The organism is Rhodococcus sp. MurmanLake-1 (assembly GCF_056945715.1).
Window position 1 is genome coordinate 37,337 of record NZ_JBWZNF010000006.1, and the last position, 16,342, is coordinate 53,678.

Annotated in this window: 13 protein-coding genes; 9 read left to right on the forward strand and 4 right to left on the reverse strand. The window is 62.9% G+C overall.

The genetic code is table 11. From position 1 onward, the window contains the following. Nucleotides 1–30: 30 nt before the first annotated feature. Nucleotides 31–1,788, reverse strand: coding sequence for an ABC transporter ATP-binding protein (locus AC2ETI_RS17950; protein ID WP_483634181.1), 1,758 nt, complete (start codon nucleotides 1,786–1,788; stop codon nucleotides 31–33). After that, on the reverse strand, nucleotides 1,785–3,443 hold the full coding sequence (locus AC2ETI_RS17955; protein ID WP_230091197.1) for an ABC transporter ATP-binding protein: 1,659 nt from the start codon (nucleotides 3,441–3,443) through the stop codon (nucleotides 1,785–1,787). The genes AC2ETI_RS17950 and AC2ETI_RS17955 overlap by 4 nt, the downstream gene beginning before the upstream one ends. Before the next feature lie 258 nt (nucleotides 3,444–3,701). Between AC2ETI_RS17955 and AC2ETI_RS17960 the strand changes: the two genes are divergently transcribed. From AC2ETI_RS17960 to AC2ETI_RS17980, 5 genes are read left to right on the forward strand one after another with little or no spacing between them, the layout of a single operon-like run. Continuing rightward, nucleotides 3,702–4,589, forward strand: a complete 888-nt coding sequence (locus AC2ETI_RS17960; protein ID WP_020970316.1) for a siderophore-interacting protein — start codon at nucleotides 3,702–3,704, stop codon at nucleotides 4,587–4,589. After that, nucleotides 4,586–5,713, forward strand: a complete 1,128-nt coding sequence (locus AC2ETI_RS17965; protein WP_020970315.1) for a Fe(3+)-siderophore ABC transporter permease — start codon at nucleotides 4,586–4,588, stop codon at nucleotides 5,711–5,713. Before AC2ETI_RS17960 ends, AC2ETI_RS17965 begins: the two co-directional genes overlap by 4 nt. Further along, nucleotides 5,710–6,759 carry an iron-enterobactin ABC transporter permease gene (gene fepG / locus AC2ETI_RS17970; protein WP_019744683.1) on the forward strand — a complete coding sequence of 350 codons (1,050 nt, stop codon included), beginning with the start codon at nucleotides 5,710–5,712 and terminating at the stop codon, nucleotides 6,757–6,759. Before AC2ETI_RS17965 ends, fepG begins: the two co-directional genes overlap by 4 nt. Before the next feature lie 23 nt (nucleotides 6,760–6,782). After that, nucleotides 6,783–7,634, forward strand: coding sequence for an ABC transporter ATP-binding protein (locus AC2ETI_RS17975; protein ID WP_044479581.1), 852 nt, complete (start codon nucleotides 6,783–6,785; stop codon nucleotides 7,632–7,634). Further along, on the forward strand, nucleotides 7,631–8,671 hold the full coding sequence (locus AC2ETI_RS17980; protein WP_029255904.1) for an ABC transporter substrate-binding protein: 1,041 nt from the start codon (nucleotides 7,631–7,633) through the stop codon (nucleotides 8,669–8,671). Before AC2ETI_RS17975 ends, AC2ETI_RS17980 begins: the two co-directional genes overlap by 4 nt. A 1-nt stretch (nucleotide 8,672) precedes the next feature. Here AC2ETI_RS17980 and AC2ETI_RS17985 read toward each other — a convergent pair whose 3' ends face one another. Together AC2ETI_RS17985 and AC2ETI_RS17990 are read right to left on the reverse strand one after the other, a co-directional pair. Next, nucleotides 8,673–9,647 carry an ABC transporter substrate-binding protein gene (locus AC2ETI_RS17985; RefSeq protein WP_279218103.1) on the reverse strand — a complete coding sequence of 325 codons (975 nt, stop codon included), beginning with the start codon at nucleotides 9,645–9,647 and terminating at the stop codon, nucleotides 8,673–8,675. Between the two features lie 71 nt (nucleotides 9,648–9,718). Then, a complete protein-coding gene (locus AC2ETI_RS17990) occupies nucleotides 9,719–10,357 on the reverse strand; it encodes a TetR/AcrR family transcriptional regulator (protein ID WP_047890214.1) in 639 nt (212 codons plus the stop codon). Nucleotides 10,358–10,441: 84 nt separating this feature from the next. On the opposite strand from AC2ETI_RS17990, the gene AC2ETI_RS17995 reads away from it, so the two are divergent. Genes AC2ETI_RS17995 through AC2ETI_RS18010 form a run of 4 tightly spaced genes read left to right on the forward strand, consistent with a single transcriptional unit; the run spans nucleotide 10,442 to nucleotide 16,338 of the window. Further along, entirely contained in the window at nucleotides 10,442–11,824 is a 1,383-nt protein-coding gene (locus AC2ETI_RS17995; protein ID WP_047890218.1) for an MFS transporter, read from the forward strand. Between the two features lie 55 nt (nucleotides 11,825–11,879). Further along, nucleotides 11,880–12,743 (forward strand): ABC transporter substrate-binding protein, encoded by an 864-nt coding sequence (locus tag AC2ETI_RS18000; RefSeq protein ID WP_483634182.1) that lies wholly within the window; start codon nucleotides 11,880–11,882, stop codon nucleotides 12,741–12,743. Further along, a complete protein-coding gene (locus AC2ETI_RS18005) occupies nucleotides 12,740–14,605 on the forward strand; it encodes an ABC transporter ATP-binding protein (RefSeq protein WP_230091195.1) in 1,866 nt (621 codons plus the stop codon). Before AC2ETI_RS18000 ends, AC2ETI_RS18005 begins: the two co-directional genes overlap by 4 nt. After that, nucleotides 14,602–16,338, forward strand: a complete 1,737-nt coding sequence (locus AC2ETI_RS18010; RefSeq protein WP_483634183.1) for an ABC transporter ATP-binding protein — start codon at nucleotides 14,602–14,604, stop codon at nucleotides 16,336–16,338. The genes AC2ETI_RS18005 and AC2ETI_RS18010 overlap by 4 nt, the downstream gene beginning before the upstream one ends. Nucleotides 16,339–16,342 lie beyond the last annotated feature (4 nt).

Below are 16,342 nucleotides of genomic sequence, written 5' to 3' on the forward strand. Positions count from 1 at the left end.
GGGCGGAAGTGCCCGGTGCAACCGTCGCGGTCAACGCCGCGGCGCGGACCACGCTTCCCACAGTTCCGCGTACCGACCCCCGAGGTTGACCAACTCGTCGTGAGAGCCGTGCTCGACGACACGGCCGTCGTCCATCACCAGGATCTGATCGGCGTCGACGGCCTGTGAGAGTCGGTGTGCCACTGTGACAGCAGTGCGACCCCGGGTCAGAGCCAGAGCGGCATCGTCGAGGACCTTGGCTCCGGCGCTGCCCGCTTCGGCGGTCGCCTCGTCGAGAATCAGCAGCGGCGGATCCAACAATTCGATTCTTGCCAACGCAAGTTGTTGGGCCTGTGTTGCGGTCAGCCGGTGTCCACCGTCTCCGACGACGGTTTCGAGTCCGTCCGGGAGTGCCCGCAGCCAATCGGAGGCGCCGACGGTATCGAGCGCTGCGATGATGTCGCTGTCGGTTGCCGACGGGTCGGCCAGCCGCAGATCGTCGGCCAACGTGCCGGCAAAGACGTGGACCTCCTGAGTCACGAGGGCCACCGCGCTCCGAGAGGTCGACGGTGGCAGTTCGTTCCGGGGCACCGTCCCGATCTTCACGACGCCTTCGGTCGGTTCGTAGGTCCCCGCGACCAGCTTTGCGACTGTCGATTTTCCGGCTCCGGTAGCGCCGACGAGTGCCGTGACGGTTCCTGCCGGAAGGGTGATGTCGATGTCTCGCAGAACAGGAGCGTCGCCGCTTCGGTACGAGAATGTGACGCGTTCCAAAGACGCCGAGCTGTCGACAGGTTCCTGCGGATCGGTCGGTGCGGATGGCACGGGCGCAAGGGTGACTCCGACCAGGCGAGCCAACGCGATTGTGCCTTCCTGCAATTCGTCGAACACGCTGAGAACCGCGCCCACCGGATCGAAGAGGCGGTGGAAGAACAGGGCTGCGGCGGTGGCGGCGCCGATGCTGATCTGACCGTCCTTCACCAGCCAGAAGCCGGTGATCAGCACAGCGGACAGGCCGATGAACTCCGCGATGTTGAGCCGGCCGAAGAACCTGGTGCGTAGACGCGTGGTCAACAAGCTCAGGCGGACGGCGGCCATCGATCGAGATTCGATCTGTTCGAGATGCGGCTGGGCCAGGCGAAGCGATCCGACGGTGTCGGAGTTGCTCAGCGAGTCCAGGAGCTGTTGCGCACGTGCACCTTCCGCCTCTCGCTCCTCGCGATAGACCGGTGCCGACCTCGAGAGGTACCAGCGCAGTGCCTGGATCTGGATGGGTGCCGCGATCACCGCGGCGACGGCGAATCTCCAATCGAGGCTACCCAATCCGATCAGCGTCAACACGATGGTCAGTGCCGCGGTGGCAAAAACCGGAAGTGCTTCGGATACGGCCCGAGTCACCAACCGCACGTCGCCGGTGATGCGGGAGACCAGGTCTCCGCGCCCGGCGCGTTCGACGTCGCTCTGGGGAAGATCGAGAACCCGGACGACAACTTCTTCGCGCAGGTCGGCGACAACACGTTCACCGACACCGGCAAGCAGGTAGTTGCTCACTCCGACGAGAAGGGATGAGGCAACCGCGATGCCGACCAACGCGAGAGTCAGTGTGCCGATGCGAGAGACAGCGTCGCCGTCTCCGTCGGTCACGGCGTCGACCATGGCGCCGAGGACCAGCGGTGTGAGCAGACCGATCGCGGTCGCGGCGGTCAGGGTGACGACTGCTGCGATCGCGGAAATCCGGTGGGGTCCCATCAACCGAAGTGCCGCGCGGCGAGCTTGTTTCGGTGTTGCGGTGGGGAGTAGTTCGTTCACAGCTCGATCACCCGATCGCAGATATCGAGCAGCACGGGGCTGCTGGTCAGGAGTATTGTGGCGTGCGCCCCGCGTACCTCGGCGATCCCGCGAGCAATGCGCGCTTCGGTGACGGAGTCGACGGCAGTGGTGGGATCGTGCAGCACCAGGACGGGCGCTTCGCTCGCCAGTGCCCTCGCCAACGCGATGCGCTGACGCTGTCCGCCGGACAAAGAATTCCCTTGCTCGGTGACTCGGGTGGCGAGGCCGAGCGGCAGTGCCGAGATCACTTGATCTGCGGCGGCAGCGGCGATGGCCTCGTCGTTGCGGCGACCGATCGGTGCGAGGGCGTCGATGTTGTCGCCGACTGTGCCGATGAACAGTGCCGCGTCGTGCGGTGCTGCCAGAACGTGAGTGCGAAGTTCGTCGATGTGCAGCTCGTGAATGGCGTTGTCGCCGAGATGAATTGTTCCGCTCGAAGGCTCGATTCGACGCGCCAGTGCGTCGACCAACGCATCCGCCCATGCGGCATTCTCGGTGACGATGCCGATGATCTCGCCGCGTTTGACGTCGAGATCGACTGGTGACGCTCCGGCCAACACGACGTCGCGCAGCGTCAGGAACTCGGAGTGATTCAGGGGCACAGGTTCACCCGCGGGAGTCACAGCCTCGGTGGTCCCGAGAAGTGCTGCGACGCGGTTGGCGGAAGCACGCGCCCGTGCCAGGCCGGCGCCGAAGTAGATGATGTCGATCAACGGACCGCGAAGGAACTGTGCCAGACCAACCACGGCAACGAATTCACCGACCGAGATGCTCCCGGACGCTGCCATCCGTCCACCCACGTACGCGATGACAGCGAGGAAAGCGCCGGCGATCGCAACATTGGCGGCGGAGTACATCGCTTGGTATCTCTGTGCGCGAAGGGTTGCTTCCAACGAAGTCCGGCTGGCTCCCCGATACCGCTGCGCTGCAGCATCTCCGGCGCCGATGCCGGAGAGGATTCGGAGTCCGGAGAGCAGATCTGCGGCCAGGGCACCGGCCTTGGCGCCCTGCCATTGATCGGTTTCGGCTCGGCGTTCGAGCGGCCGACTGACCAACTGCATGAGAGCCAGCACCGGGGGAGTGCCGAGGATGACGAGCAGGCCGAGTGGCACCGAAATCACCAGCAGCGAGATCGCGGCGGTCAGCACTCCGCAAGCCGCGGCGAGCTTGGTGCTCAGCGTGTGGGTGAATCCGGCCACCGAACCCGCGTCGGATGTTGCAATCGAGTAGACCTCGCCAGGCATGCGCCGCGGCGACATGCCGTGCGGATCGAGGCCTCGGCGCGCGATGTCCATCCGCAAGCGATGTGCACCGTGCTCGGTGACGGAATCGGAGATGCGTGCAGCGAAGCGCCAACTGAGCAACAAGCCGGTGAAGAGAATTCCGAGAACGAGGATCCACTTTCCGAGTGCGGCGGCATCGCTGGTCGCGACAGCACGGTCGATCACCGCACCGATCACTACCGGCACCAACGCTTCCGCGACCTGGTGGCCGGTGAAGCCGACGGACGCCGCCGCCAGCTTGGCTCCGCGACCTTCGGAAGCGATCGCGCGAGTGATTACCTGGCGCGGCGTGATCGCCGGGCCGGTTGGGGGACCGTTTGTCTCGGCCGAAAGAAGTGGTGTCGAAGGCACTGGGTCCACGCTAGGGATCGTGGGCGGTAGTCAGAAGTCACACCGGTGCCAATACTTGTCGTGAACAGGCCATATGTATTGCGTTGGCCGAATTGCGATAGTAGTTGGCCCCGTTGCAGCTGAGAAGGCATCGACTCATCGACAACACTGCAATAAATTAAGGTCTACCTTACTTAGCGCGGGTTAACTATGTCCGGAAGTCGGATTTGATCCTCGTGTTCGGGTCCGGTTCATGTTCCATCGATGTTGGAGATTGTTGTGAGTCTTGTGTTCGGCGAGGTACTTCACAAGGAGTACGTGACCCCGGGAATGGTTCGTATCGTGTTCGGAGGGGAGGAGCTGACCGCCTTCGAAACCACCGGTACCGGTGACGAATACCTGCGCCTCCACTTCCCGGTCCCGGCTACAGGCGAGTTCGTTCTACCGGCGGAAGATCCGGACGCACCGCGCGGTTGGCGGTACCCGGAGGGCGAGGAACCATCCCCGTGCCAGCCGTACACCGTGCGACGGTTCGATGCCGAAACCAGCCGAATGACAATCGACTTCGTCGTTCACGAGGGCGGAATCGCCAGCGACTGGGCGCAGAAAGCCGAGATCGGTGACAAGTTGGCGATCGGCGAGTCTCGTGGCCTCTACGAGCCGCCGGCCGACGCACGCTGGCAGGTGTTCGTCGCCGACGCAACCGGACTCCCCGCACTCGGTCGTTTGATCGAACAGTTGCCGGCCGGTATGTCGGCCAAGGCGATCGTCGAGGTGGTGGACGAGTCGCACAAGCAGCAGATCACCTCGGACGCCGACGTCGAGTTCATCTGGCTGGTCGGCAGTGGCAACGGTGTTGCACCGTCGAAGCTGCCGGACGCGGTTCGCGCGATGAACCTGCCCACCGAACTCGGATACGTGTGGGTTGCAGGCGAGAGCACGATGCTCCGTGACATCCGCAAGTACCTTCGCCACGAACTGAAGTTGCCGGGTGAGCAGTACAAGGTCATCGGCTACTGGACGTACAAGGCCGAGGTCTGGAACGCGAAGTACGAGGCCCTCGACGAGAGTGTCCGCGCGGCACTCGATGCGGCCTGGGAATCGGACCGCGACGAGGAAGAGATCCGCGACGAGGTCGAGAAGACTCTAGAGAGCGCCGGCTTGTGACCGTTGGATTAGACAAGAGTGCCGTCGACCAGAGTGCGGCTGACGAGAGAGCCGTCGACAAACACACCGAAGAACTGATCGACGAGTCGCTGCAAGAGAAGCAAAAGCAACCGGACGGCCTGGTATCGACCAACTCTCGTCGTATGGCGGGTCTTCTGGTGTGCCTGGTGGTGCTCGCCGCCGTGCTCCTTCTGAGTATCGCGGTGGGATCGAAGACCATTCCGTTCGGGACCGTGATCGACGCGCTGGTGAACTACGACGACTCGAACGATCACGTGATCATCCGTGACCTGCGGCTGCCGCGTACTCTGCTCGGTCTGATAGTCGGCATGGCGCTCGGCGTGGCCGGTGGCCTCATCCAGGCGATGACACGAAATCCCTTGGCTGACCCCGGAATTCTCGGTGTCAATGCCGGAGCAGGCTTTGCGATGGTTGTCGCCGTCGCGGTCTTCGGCCTGACCAGCATCTGGTCGTACATCTGGTTCGCGTTCCTCGGAGCGGTGATAGCCACGGCGATCGTCTACACGCTGGGCTCGATCGGCCGAGGTGGTGCGACGCCCATTCGGCTGACGCTGGCCGGTGTTGCCATCGGCTCCGTGCTCGGCGGCATCTCGTCCGGCATCACCTTGCTCAACCCGACCGCCTTCGACCAGATGCGCCAGTGGAATGCCGGCTCACTCAGCGGACGTTCGTTGGAAATCGTTCTGGCCGTTGCCCCCTTCATTCTCATCGGACTCTTCCTGGCGCTCGCGTTGGCGCGCCAACTCAACGCGGTGGCCTTGGGTGACGATCTGGCACGTTCGCTCGGTGCCAACATCACTCGTACTCGTATCCTCGGTGTCATCGCGGTGACCTTGCTGTGTGGCGCAGCGACAGCGGCGGCCGGCCCGATCGGATTCGTCGGTTTGATGGTTCCGCACGTCGCGAGATGGTTCGTCGGACCGGATCAGCGATGGATTCTCCCGTACACATTGGTGTGCTCGCCGATTCTTCTTCTCTTCTCCGACGTCGTCGGCCGAATCGTGCTGCGCCCGGGTGAACTTCAGGTCGGCATCGTCACGGCATTCATCGGAGCTCCGGTGCTGATCATGCTGGTGCGTCGAAGCAAGGTGAGCGGTCTGTGAGCATCGATTTCGGGCGCCCCACCACGGTGGTGCGCTCACCCAAAGAAGGGTGGTCCGCGCGGATCGACGTCCGCACGGTCACGGTCTGCCTCATCCTCGTTGCGCTTGCACTGGCGATCGGTGTCATCGCCCTCGGTAGTGGTGACTACCAGGTGCCGATCGGGGACGTCCTCGGCGCACTGTTCGGCGAAGCGCCCGCGCGTATCCACATGGTCGTCGTGGAATGGCGTCTGCCCCGAGTTCTGTTGGCGCTGATGCTCGGTGCGGCACTCGGCATGAGCGGTGCGATCTTCCAATCGCTCACCAGGAACCCGTTGGGTAGCCCAGACATCATCGGCTTCAACTCCGGTGCGTACACGGGCGCTCTTGTGGTCATCCTCCTCATCGGTGGTACTTACTACGAGATCGCAGTCGGTGCTCTGGTGGGCGGAATCGCGACCGCAGCAGTGGTTTACCTCCTTGCGTACAAGCGTGGTGTGCAGGGATTCCGGTTGATCATCGTCGGTATCGCCATCAGCGCGATGTTGGGCTCGGTCAACACCTGGATGATTCTCAAGGCGAAACTTGACGACGCCATGGCCGCCGCAGTGTGGGGTGCCGGTTCGTTGAACGGTCTCGGCTGGACTCAGGTGTGGCCGGTGGTCGTCGTGCTGGCCATCCTCGTTCCGCTGATCCTGGTGTTGGGCAGGCGGATGCAGATGCTCGAGATGGGCGACGACGCCGCCAAGGCGCTCGGCGTCCGGGCCGAACCCACGCGGCTTTCCCTGGTTGTTCTCGGAGTCGCTCTGACGGCCATGGTGACAGCAGCGGCCGGACCGATCGGGTTCGTCTCGCTGGCGGCTCCGCAATTGGTGAGGCGATTGACCGGTAGTGCCGGAGTGACCCTGCTGCCGTCGGCAGCAATGGGTGGCGCGTTGTTGATGGTCAGCGACTGGGTGGCGCAGCGAGCTTTTGCACCGACACAGTTGCCGGTCGGCGTCGTCACGGTCTCCATCGGTGGCATCTATTTTGTATGGCTTCTCGCGCGAGAGGCCCGTAAGCAGTGATCGGTGAAGGAACGAGGAACAGCGTGAACGAGGCAAGTGCGGCGGGCGTCGTGGCTGAGAAGACGAATCGGCTTCGCGCCGAGGACGTCACGATCGGGTACGACAAGCGCGTCATCTCGGAGCACCTCGACGTCGAGATCCCCGACGGTGGCTTCACCGTCATCGTCGGTCCCAACGCCTGCGGCAAGTCGACACTTCTGCGTGCGTTGTCCCGGTTGCTCAAGCCGACCACCGGCAAGGTTCTTCTCGACGGCAAAGCGATCACGTCGTACCCGGCCAAGGAAGTTGCGAGGCGGCTCGGGCTTCTGCCGCAGACGTCGATCGCCCCGGACGGTATCAAGGTCGCCGATCTGGTTGCGCGAGGACGTTATCCGCATCAGAAGCTGATCCGTCAGTGGTCGCGAGAGGACGAGGCCGCCGTCATCAAGGCGATGGAGGCAACCAAGGTCACGGATCTGTCGGCAAGGCCGGTCGACGAACTGTCCGGTGGTCAGCGCCAACGTGTCTGGGTCGCGATGGTTCTCGCGCAGCAGACTCCGTTGGTGCTGCTGGACGAGCCGACGACGTTCCTCGACATTGCGCATCAGATCGAGCTTCTGGAGTTGTGCCGCGATCTGAACGAGAACGACGGGCACACGCTGGTGGCTGTGCTTCACGATCTCAATCACGCGTGCCGCTACGGAACTCACATCATCGCGATGAAGGACGGCGCCGTGGTCGCCGAAGGCCCGCCCGCGGAGATCATCACCGAAGAACTGGTGCAGGAGGTGTTCGGCATGGCGTGCCGCATCATCGACGATCCGGTTTCCCACACACCACTTGTCATTCCGCTGGGACGCGAGCGTCAGCGAAACATCGAAGGAGCAAAGGTATGACACTCGTCCTGGATACGCAGGTCACCGATTCGGAGTGGGCTCAGATCGTCGACCGCATTTCACGGCGCCGATTCTTCGGTGGCGCAGCCGGTGTGGCTGCAGCACTGGCGCTGAGTGCGTGTGGAACTTCCGATGCCGAGTCGGACTCGGCCAGTGACACTCTCCCGTACACGTGGGGCGAGTTCAGCGGCGACGTTCCGCGCGACCCCAAGCGCGTTGTGGTGCTGGACGGACGCGTCGACCTCGAATTCGCGATGATGATGGACTACCCGATCGTCGGTTCGGGGAACTTCTGGTTCCCCGATGCCAAGGCAGGATTCCAGTTTCCCGGCCGCACCATCGAGGACGCGAGCTTCGTCAACGTAGCCGGCGATTTCTCCACCAATTTCGAGGCTCTGCTCGCTCTCGAACCCGATCTGATCGTGATCACTGCGATCGGTTACACGAGTGACTGGTACGGCACCGAGCGCTTGTCTTCGATCGCGCCACTGTTGGTGGTCGGCGACGACGTCGAACCGATCGCCGGACACCCGGTCGACTGGCGAGGTGCGCTGATGGCGCAGGCGAGCCAACTCGACCGTGTGGCAATCGCCGAGGCTTCCATCGCGGAGTACGACGACAAGCTCGCGAGACTGCGACCCATGTTGCAGGAGAAGCTGGGCGGAAAGAAGATCGTGTTGGGTGTTCAGACGCCGACCGGATTCCTTGTGCATCAGCGGAATCTGCGGATCAGTGTTGCAATCGATGCCGGCCTGGACGTGCTTTTCCGTGACGACGACAATGCAGAGAACTCGTTCGAGTTGTCGTTCGAGCAACTCGACACCTTGGCTCCGGCGGATGTGATCATCGCCCAAGCTCGCGATCAGGAAGCGCTCGACGCGATCAAGTCGCAGCCGACGTGGCAGCGGTTGCCTGCAGTTCAAGCGGGCAACGTGTTGACCAGCGACGCGCGATACAACCAAGGATTTGCGCTCACCGCGGCCATCTTCCTCGACGTTCTCGAGGAAGCGGCCGGGCGAATCACTGCTGGGCAGTAATTCAGGCGACGTTGCGGGCCTGGTCGAGTAGTTGTGCAACCTGCTCGAACCAGGCGCCGTAATTGGCGTAGGTGTTGGGACGCTTGTCGTCGAAGTCGATCACCTGGTTCGCGGTCACCGCGGGCAGCTTGACGAACACGGGTGATGCTGCGAATGCTTCTGCCGACTTCGCGAACTGGAACACGATGTCCGCCGGGTAATCCGGCACCTGCTCCCAGCTTAGATCGGCCCAGCCTTTGTCGCCTCCCGGTCCGGTGAACTTCACACCGAGTTCCTTCAGATAGCCGAACTGGGCGAGCGCCGTTGTGCCTGCGTACAACTCGGAGCTGTCACCGTTCAGGGCGAGGACTTCGATGTCGTCGAACTTGGCCGCGGCAGTTCGGATTCGCTCTGCACCGGATTCGAATGCTTCCTTGCCCTCGCGTGCTGCGGCTGTGTCGGTGTTCCCGCCGAGAGCTTCGGCGAGTGAGGCGTATTCGCTCAACACGTCCGGTGTCGAGGCTCCGGAGAACTTGACGCCGACAAACGGTGCAACATTGTTGACGGTGTTGCCCATCGGCTCGTCCCACCAAGTCCATCGCGTCGGGTCGTCGCTGTTGCCGTACCCGATGACGAGGTCGGGGTCCAGTGCCGCAAGTGCTTCCGCGCTGAGTTCGCCTTCACGGCCGACGACCGTCATGGTCGACTCGTCGGCATGATCGGTGACGTCGGGATTGCCGACGCCGTAACCGAAGATGCCGACCGGCCGAATACCGTAGTCCCACAGCGCAGCAGCGGAATACGCGTCGACGACGATCCGCTCCGGGGCGTGATCGAGGGTGATCGTGTTTCCGTATCCCGTTGTGTAACTCCAGGACTGGTCGGCGGACCTGGTCTCGGTAGAAGGTGATGCGTCGCTACTTCCGCAACCGGTGAGCAGGAGTGCGGCGACGGCGGGTAGTGCGGCGAATCCGGCGAACCGGCGGGTGAGTTTCATGAAAACCTTCCGAACATGGCGAACTAAGCTAGGTAAGCCTAACCTGATGTTCCGTTCGGGTGTTCTCCGGGTCAGGCGCCCTGCCACATCTGAAGCCATTCGCTCCAGGATGGGGGAGTGATCGACGGTTGAGGTGTTCCGCCACGAAGTCCGTCGAGCATGAAATCGAGATAACGCGTGTGTATTTCGGTGGCTCGATCGCCCTCGATCGGCAGAGTCGGCCGCAGATGCACTGTCATGAGCATGACGTCTGCAGCAGTGAAGCCGGGCGGGACTTCGCGAGCGTCGACGCAGACGTCGACCATGGATTGCAAGGCGGCCTCCAATTCTTCGGCGGCACGAGTGACTTCGGCGTGTTCAGGCAACCTGCCGCCGAGGACCGGAATGAGCGGTCCCACCGATTCGGTGAGATATCGCGAGAAGAACGTCTTCAATACGGCTTCATCGGTTTTCGCGGTGCTCACGCACTCTCGGGCAAGGGTGGCGAGGTGATCGATCGCCCAGACGCGCAGGGATTGCGCCAGTTCCTCCTTGCCTCGGTATCGGCGATAGATGCTGCCGACGCCCACTCCGGCCCGTGCGGCAATCGCCGATACCGGTGCATTCCAACCCTGTTCGGCAAAAATCTCGCGCGCTGCTCGCAGCACGGTGACGTCGTTGTCTGCGGCTTCTCGGGCGCGTCCGGGGAGGCTCGCATTCTCTTTCGCCATTCCCACAGGCTAGCAATGCGTGGTTTACTCAATCGGAACGGAGTGTTCCGTTCCGATTCGATTCATGATTGGAGGAAGGTGTCGATGACGACCTTGGCAGAGGCGCCCACGCGATCCGGGAGCCGGGTGATCGCAGCCCTGGCTGGAGCGGTACTCGTCTACTCGCTCATGCAGACCATGCTGGTACCGGCGTTGCCGGTGTTGGGTGAGCATTTCGACACGTCCGTGGCGGTGACCGGGTGGATTCTTACGTCCTATCTGTTGGCGGCCGCGGTGATGGCTCCGATCGTCGGGGCAATGGGTGACCGGTTCGGCGACAAGCGAGTTCTGGTGATCGTTCTGATCATCTTTGCCCTCGCCACATTCGCCGCCGCGGCAGCGCCGAACATCGGGGTGCTGCTCGTCGTTCGGGCCGTCCAGGGAGTGAGTATGGCGAGCTTCCCGCTCGCGATGGCAGTGCTGCGGAGAACGGTAGTGGGCGCCGAGTTGTCTTCGGGGATAGGTTGGCTCGCTGGGACTTTGGGAATCGGTGCCGGAAGTGCACTGGTGATCGGCGGTGTCATTCTCGAGTATCTCAGTTGGCAGTGGTTGTTCGTGATCACCGGGATCTTGATCGTGCTCGCATTGGTCGCGGTGGTGGCCGTGGTTCCGGGTTCGCATCGCCGGCCGGGTATGCCGACGGACTGGGCCGGTGCCGGAGCACTGGCGTTCGGGTTGGTGAGCCTGCTCCTGGCGATCACCAAAGCCTCCGACTGGGGAGTTCTGTCGCTCGGATTCTGGGGTCTGGTTGTGATCGCGTTAGTTTCGTTCGCGACACTGATTGCCGTCGATTCCCGCCACGACGCGCCGATTGTCGACATGCGAGTCTTTCGGGACAAGCCGATGATGATCACCAGCGCACTCACTCTGGTGTTCGGATTCGTGCCGTACATCTTTTACCTCTGCCTGCCGCGGATCCTCCAGGCGCCGGACACGTCCACGTACGGAAGCGGATTCACTGTCGTGCAGACCGGGTTGGCGCTCTTGCCTGCCGCTGTACTCGTCTTTCTCGGCGGGCGTTTGACGCCGGCTCTCGCGCGGCGATACGGGCCGCGAGTACCGGCGGTGACAGCGCTGGCACTCATGGCGACGGGCGCGATCGGACTTGCAATCTGGCCGAGTTCGGTGGTTGCGATCGTGCTGTTCTTCTCCCTCGTCGGGTTGGGGAACGGCGTGGGGTTCGCGGTCTGTGCTCTGTTGGTTGCTTCGATCGTCCCGCCATCGGAGATGGCAGCGGCCAGTGGTGTCAACAGCGTGATCAGGACCGTGGGATCGGCGGTGGGTGCGCCGGTGACCACAGCAGTCCTGGCGATCGGTATTTCCGGTGATTCGTTCGGGGCGGCGTTCGTGATGGGCGCAGTCATCAGTGTTGTCGCGTGTCTGCCGGCGTTTGCACTTCCGGTGACGAGGGCTGCACAAACGGCCTGAGTTATTGTAGGCTCCCCTAATCGAGACAGTGTGTAACTAAAGCGGGGAGAGAAGGATGCGGCAGCAGTGGGGCGCACTGGACGAGTTCGCAGCACTCAACGCGCTCACGCTCGGGGTCAAGCCCGATACGGTCTTTGCCACCCTGCAATCACAGGCGGCGAAGGAGATCTTGCAGAGCGAGGGCGTAGAGGTCATCGACAAACCGACGTTCTTCGAGTCACCCGACGTCGAACAGATCGCAGCAGTCGATCCTGACAGAATCCTGCTCAGTGACGTCGGGTCGCTGACGTCGATCACGGCTCAGGCCAACGAGATTGCCCCGACGACGGTGCTCGCCTATGCGGCGCCGTGGCGCGAAGTTCTGAATACCGCGGCGACTGCTCTGGGTCGAGAGTCCGAAGCTCGCGAAATCGTGTCGAGGCTCGAGACCAAATTTGCCGAAGTATCCGGAACGGTCGAGGCGCAACCGCAGACGTTGTCCGTGCTGGTGGAATTCTCCGGCGGCATCTACACCGTCATCCCACAGTCGCCGATGTCCTCGATCATCGAGGAAGCCGGTTTCAGGCGTCCACAAGCCGAACTCGACGCGAAGATCGGACCGAACACAGGTGTTGCCACGTCTTCGGTGTCGGGCGAGGAGGTCGGGCAGCACGCGGCGGACGCGATGGTCGTGACCTCGGAAAACATCTACGACGGCGCACTGGTACACGCAAATCCGTTGTTCAACGAGATCCCTGCGGTGCAGGCCGGGCGCACGGCAGACGTCAGCGGCGAACTCTGTTTCGGCAGTTATCCCTTCGCGGTCTACTGGATCCTCGAAGACCTCGAGGCACTTGCCGATCGCACACTCACCGGCGCGGAGCTCCAAGGACGCATCGCATCCGACGCAGTTACCCGATGGAAGGCGTTCTCGAAATGACGACGACACAGGCCACGAAAGCAGACATTTCATCTGAAGAGGCCGACGTATCACAAGGAGCGGCGGCCGAAGCCTCGCAAGCCAAAGCTGAAGCGGCGGAGCACAAGAGCGCGCTTCGCGAACTCCTTGCTCCAGTGCGCACGCGGACCACCATCGCGATGGTGATGCAGGTGATCGCCGCGGTCGCCGCCATCGTGCCGTACGTGGCCATCGCCGAACTGGGTAAGACGCTGATCGTGGGCGGTGACGTCGACTCGTCCCGTGTCTGGACGATCGTGTGGGTGGTCGTCTTCGGTCTGGGTATGCGTGCGTTCTTCGGAGGCGGTGCGTTGATCGTGACGCACTTCGCCGATGTGAATCTGCAGGCGGTGCTGCGGCGTCGAATCGCAGCGACTCTCGGTCGACTTCCCTTGGGCTGGTTCACCTCCCACTCGTCCGGAACCGTGCGCAAAGCCGCGCAGAACGACATCTCCGATCTCCATTACCTGGTTGCGCACAGCGCCGTCGAGACCACCGGAGCCATCGCAGTGCCGCTCGTCGGACTCGGCTACGTGATCTCGATCGACTGGCGTCTGGGATTGGTCGCGATTGCCACGCTCCCGATCTACATGATCGCCTACGCGATGATGACCAAGGACATGGCCGTCAAGATGAGCCGGATGAATGAGGGCATCGCGGCCATCAGCAACACCATCGTCGAGTTCGTCACCGGTATCGCAGTGGTCAAGACCTTCGGTCAGGACAAGCAGTCACACTCCCGGTACCGCGACGCCGCCAAGGCATTTGCACTCTCGTACGAGGGCTGGGTTCGCCCGATGCTCCGGACCGAGGCGCTGGCCTCGATTGCATTGAGCGCACCGGTAGTGCTGGTGGTCAACCTTGGCCTCGGCTCGTGGTTCGTCCACTCCGGATGGGTGTCACCCATCGATGTGCTGACCAGTTCTCTTGTCGCGATGGTGATTCCGGTGTCGGTGACGACCATCGGTTTCGGTATGCAGGCTCGCCGAGAGGCAGCCGCCGCTGCGGCGCGACTGATTGCGCTGTTCTCGACCGAGGCGCTGCCGGAAACCGATCATCCGAAAAGTCCCGCGGGGAATGAAGTTCGATTCTCCGGAGTTTCTTTCGCCTACGACGACGGCGCCGACGTTCTGACCGACATCGATCTGACGCTGCCGGAGGGCACGGTGACGGCGTTGGTCGGACCTTCGGGTTCGGGTAAGTCGACGCTGGCAACGCTGGTTCCGAGGTTCCACGACGTGCGTGCCGGATCCGTGGCCATCGGTGGTGCCGACGTCAGGGACGTGGCGACCGACGAGCTGTACCGCCACGTCGGATTCGTTCTGCAGGACGTGCAGCTGGTCGAAGCGACCGTGCTCGACAACATTCGGCTTGCCCGACCGCAGGCGACTTCGGCCGAGGTGAAGGCCGCTGCCGCAGCCGCGCAGATCGACAACCGAATCGAAGCGCTCCCGAGAGGCTACGACTCCGTGGTCGGGGTCGACGCCAGATTCTCGGGTGGTGAAGCCCAAAGGGTCTCCATTGCGCGTGCGATTCTCGCGGACACTCCTGTTCTCGTGCTCGACGAAGCAACCGCTTTCGCCGATCCGGAGTCCGAAGCCGATATCCAGGAGGCGTTGTCGCGCTTGACGGTGGGGCGCACCGTGCTGGTGATCGCGCACCGGTTGGCTTCGATCGTGAGCGCCGATCAGATCGTGGTTCTCGACGCCGGACGGATCGTGGAGAAGGGCACACACGATCAGCTTGTGGCGAGTGGTTCAACCTATGCCCGGATGTGGGCGAGTCACAGTCGGGCCGACAGCATCGCTGGTACGTCTGACGCAGCAGGAAAGGCCAACTCATGATTCGCGACCTCTTCCGGATACTCGGCCCGCAGAATCAGGGCCGCTATCGCGAGTTCTTGGTGTGGGCAGTGTTGTACGGCGTGATGCAAGGTTTGGCAGTGGCGCTACTGGTCCCGGCGGTGCAGGCACTGTTCGATCAGGACTGGGGCAGTTTCCTTCGGTGGCTCGCCGCAATGGCCGTGTGCGCCGTGATCAGTTCGATTGCGCATTACCTGCAGGCGATGAAGGGATTCGAGTCGGCCCTCACGCTGCTGAGGACTATGCATCTGCGCCTGGGAGATCATCTCGTCACTCTGCCGCTCGGCTGGTTCGGTGCCGGCCGACTCGGCCAGGTATCGCAGGTTGCCAGCAAGGGCACCATCTCGGTGATGGGGGCGGCTGCGCACCTGATGACACCGATCATCTCCGGAATTGCCAGCCCGGCAACCATTGTCGTGTGCATGCTGTTCTTCGACTGGCGGCTCGGGTTGGCACTGATGGTCAGCGTTCCGATTCTGTTCGCGGCAGCAAGATTTGCCTCGACGATGACTGCCAAGGCCGACGATCGGGCACATGCCGCAGCCGTCGAATCGAACAATCGAGTGCTCGAATACGCTCGTTGCCAACCGGTCCTGCGTGCTTTCGGACGCACACACGGGGTGTACGAACCGCTCGACGACGCGATCGAAGCGCAACACACTGCGGGTCGTTCACAACTGTGGTTCGTGGTGATCGGGTCCGTGGTCAACGGGATCGCCCTGCAATTCGTCTTCTCTGCAGTGATCATCCTGGGTGCATTCCTCGCGCTCGGCGGCGACATCGACCCTGTCACGTTGATCGCGCTACTCGGCCTGACCGCACGGTTCATCCAGCCGCTGGGTGAGATCGGCGAGTTCGGCGGTGCAATCAGAATGGCACGCAACGAAATCCGTCGGATGTCCGAGATCCTCGAAGTGGAACCATTGGTAGAACCCGATACCAGCGGGCAGCCGACGGGGGAGACGGCCGTGCAGTTCGACGCCGTCGACTTCGGCTACGCGGACGGTGGGCAGGTGCTGCGGGACATCTCCTTCGAGGTGCCGCGGAAGTCGCTGACGGCGTTGGTCGGTCCGTCAGGGTCTGGCAAAACCACCGTCACTCGGCTGATCTCGCGCTTCTACGACGTCGACTCGGGGGTGGTACGTGTCGGCGGCGTCGATGTGCGGGACCTCACGAGTGCCGATCTGATGTCGCAGTTGTCCTTGGTTTTCCAGGACGTGTACCTCTTCGACGACACGTTGATCGCGAACATCCGCCTCGGTCGCCCCGAAGCCACGGACGATGAGGTCTTCGACGTGGCTCGGATCGCGGGCGTCGCGGAAATCGTCGAGCGACTTCCGCGGGGTTGGGACACCCGCGTCGGTGAGGGCGGGACGGCACTGTCCGGTGGAGAGCGGCAGCGGGTCTCCATCGCGCGCGCACTCCTCAAACGCGCGCCTATCGTTCTGCTCGACGAGGCGACGGCCGCGCTCGATCCCGAGAACGAGGCCCATGTACAGCGTGCGATGCAGGAACTCGCCAATGAAAGCACACTGCTCGTGATCGCTCACAAACTGTCGACCGTCGTGGCCGCAGACCAGATCATCGTGCTCGGTGACGACGGATCGATCGTCGAAGTGGGAACCCACGAAGTTCTGCTCGCAGCCGGTGGGAACTACGCCGCGTTCTGGAACCAGCGCCACCGTGCGTCGGGATGGCGGTTGGTAGCGGGCTGAGCAG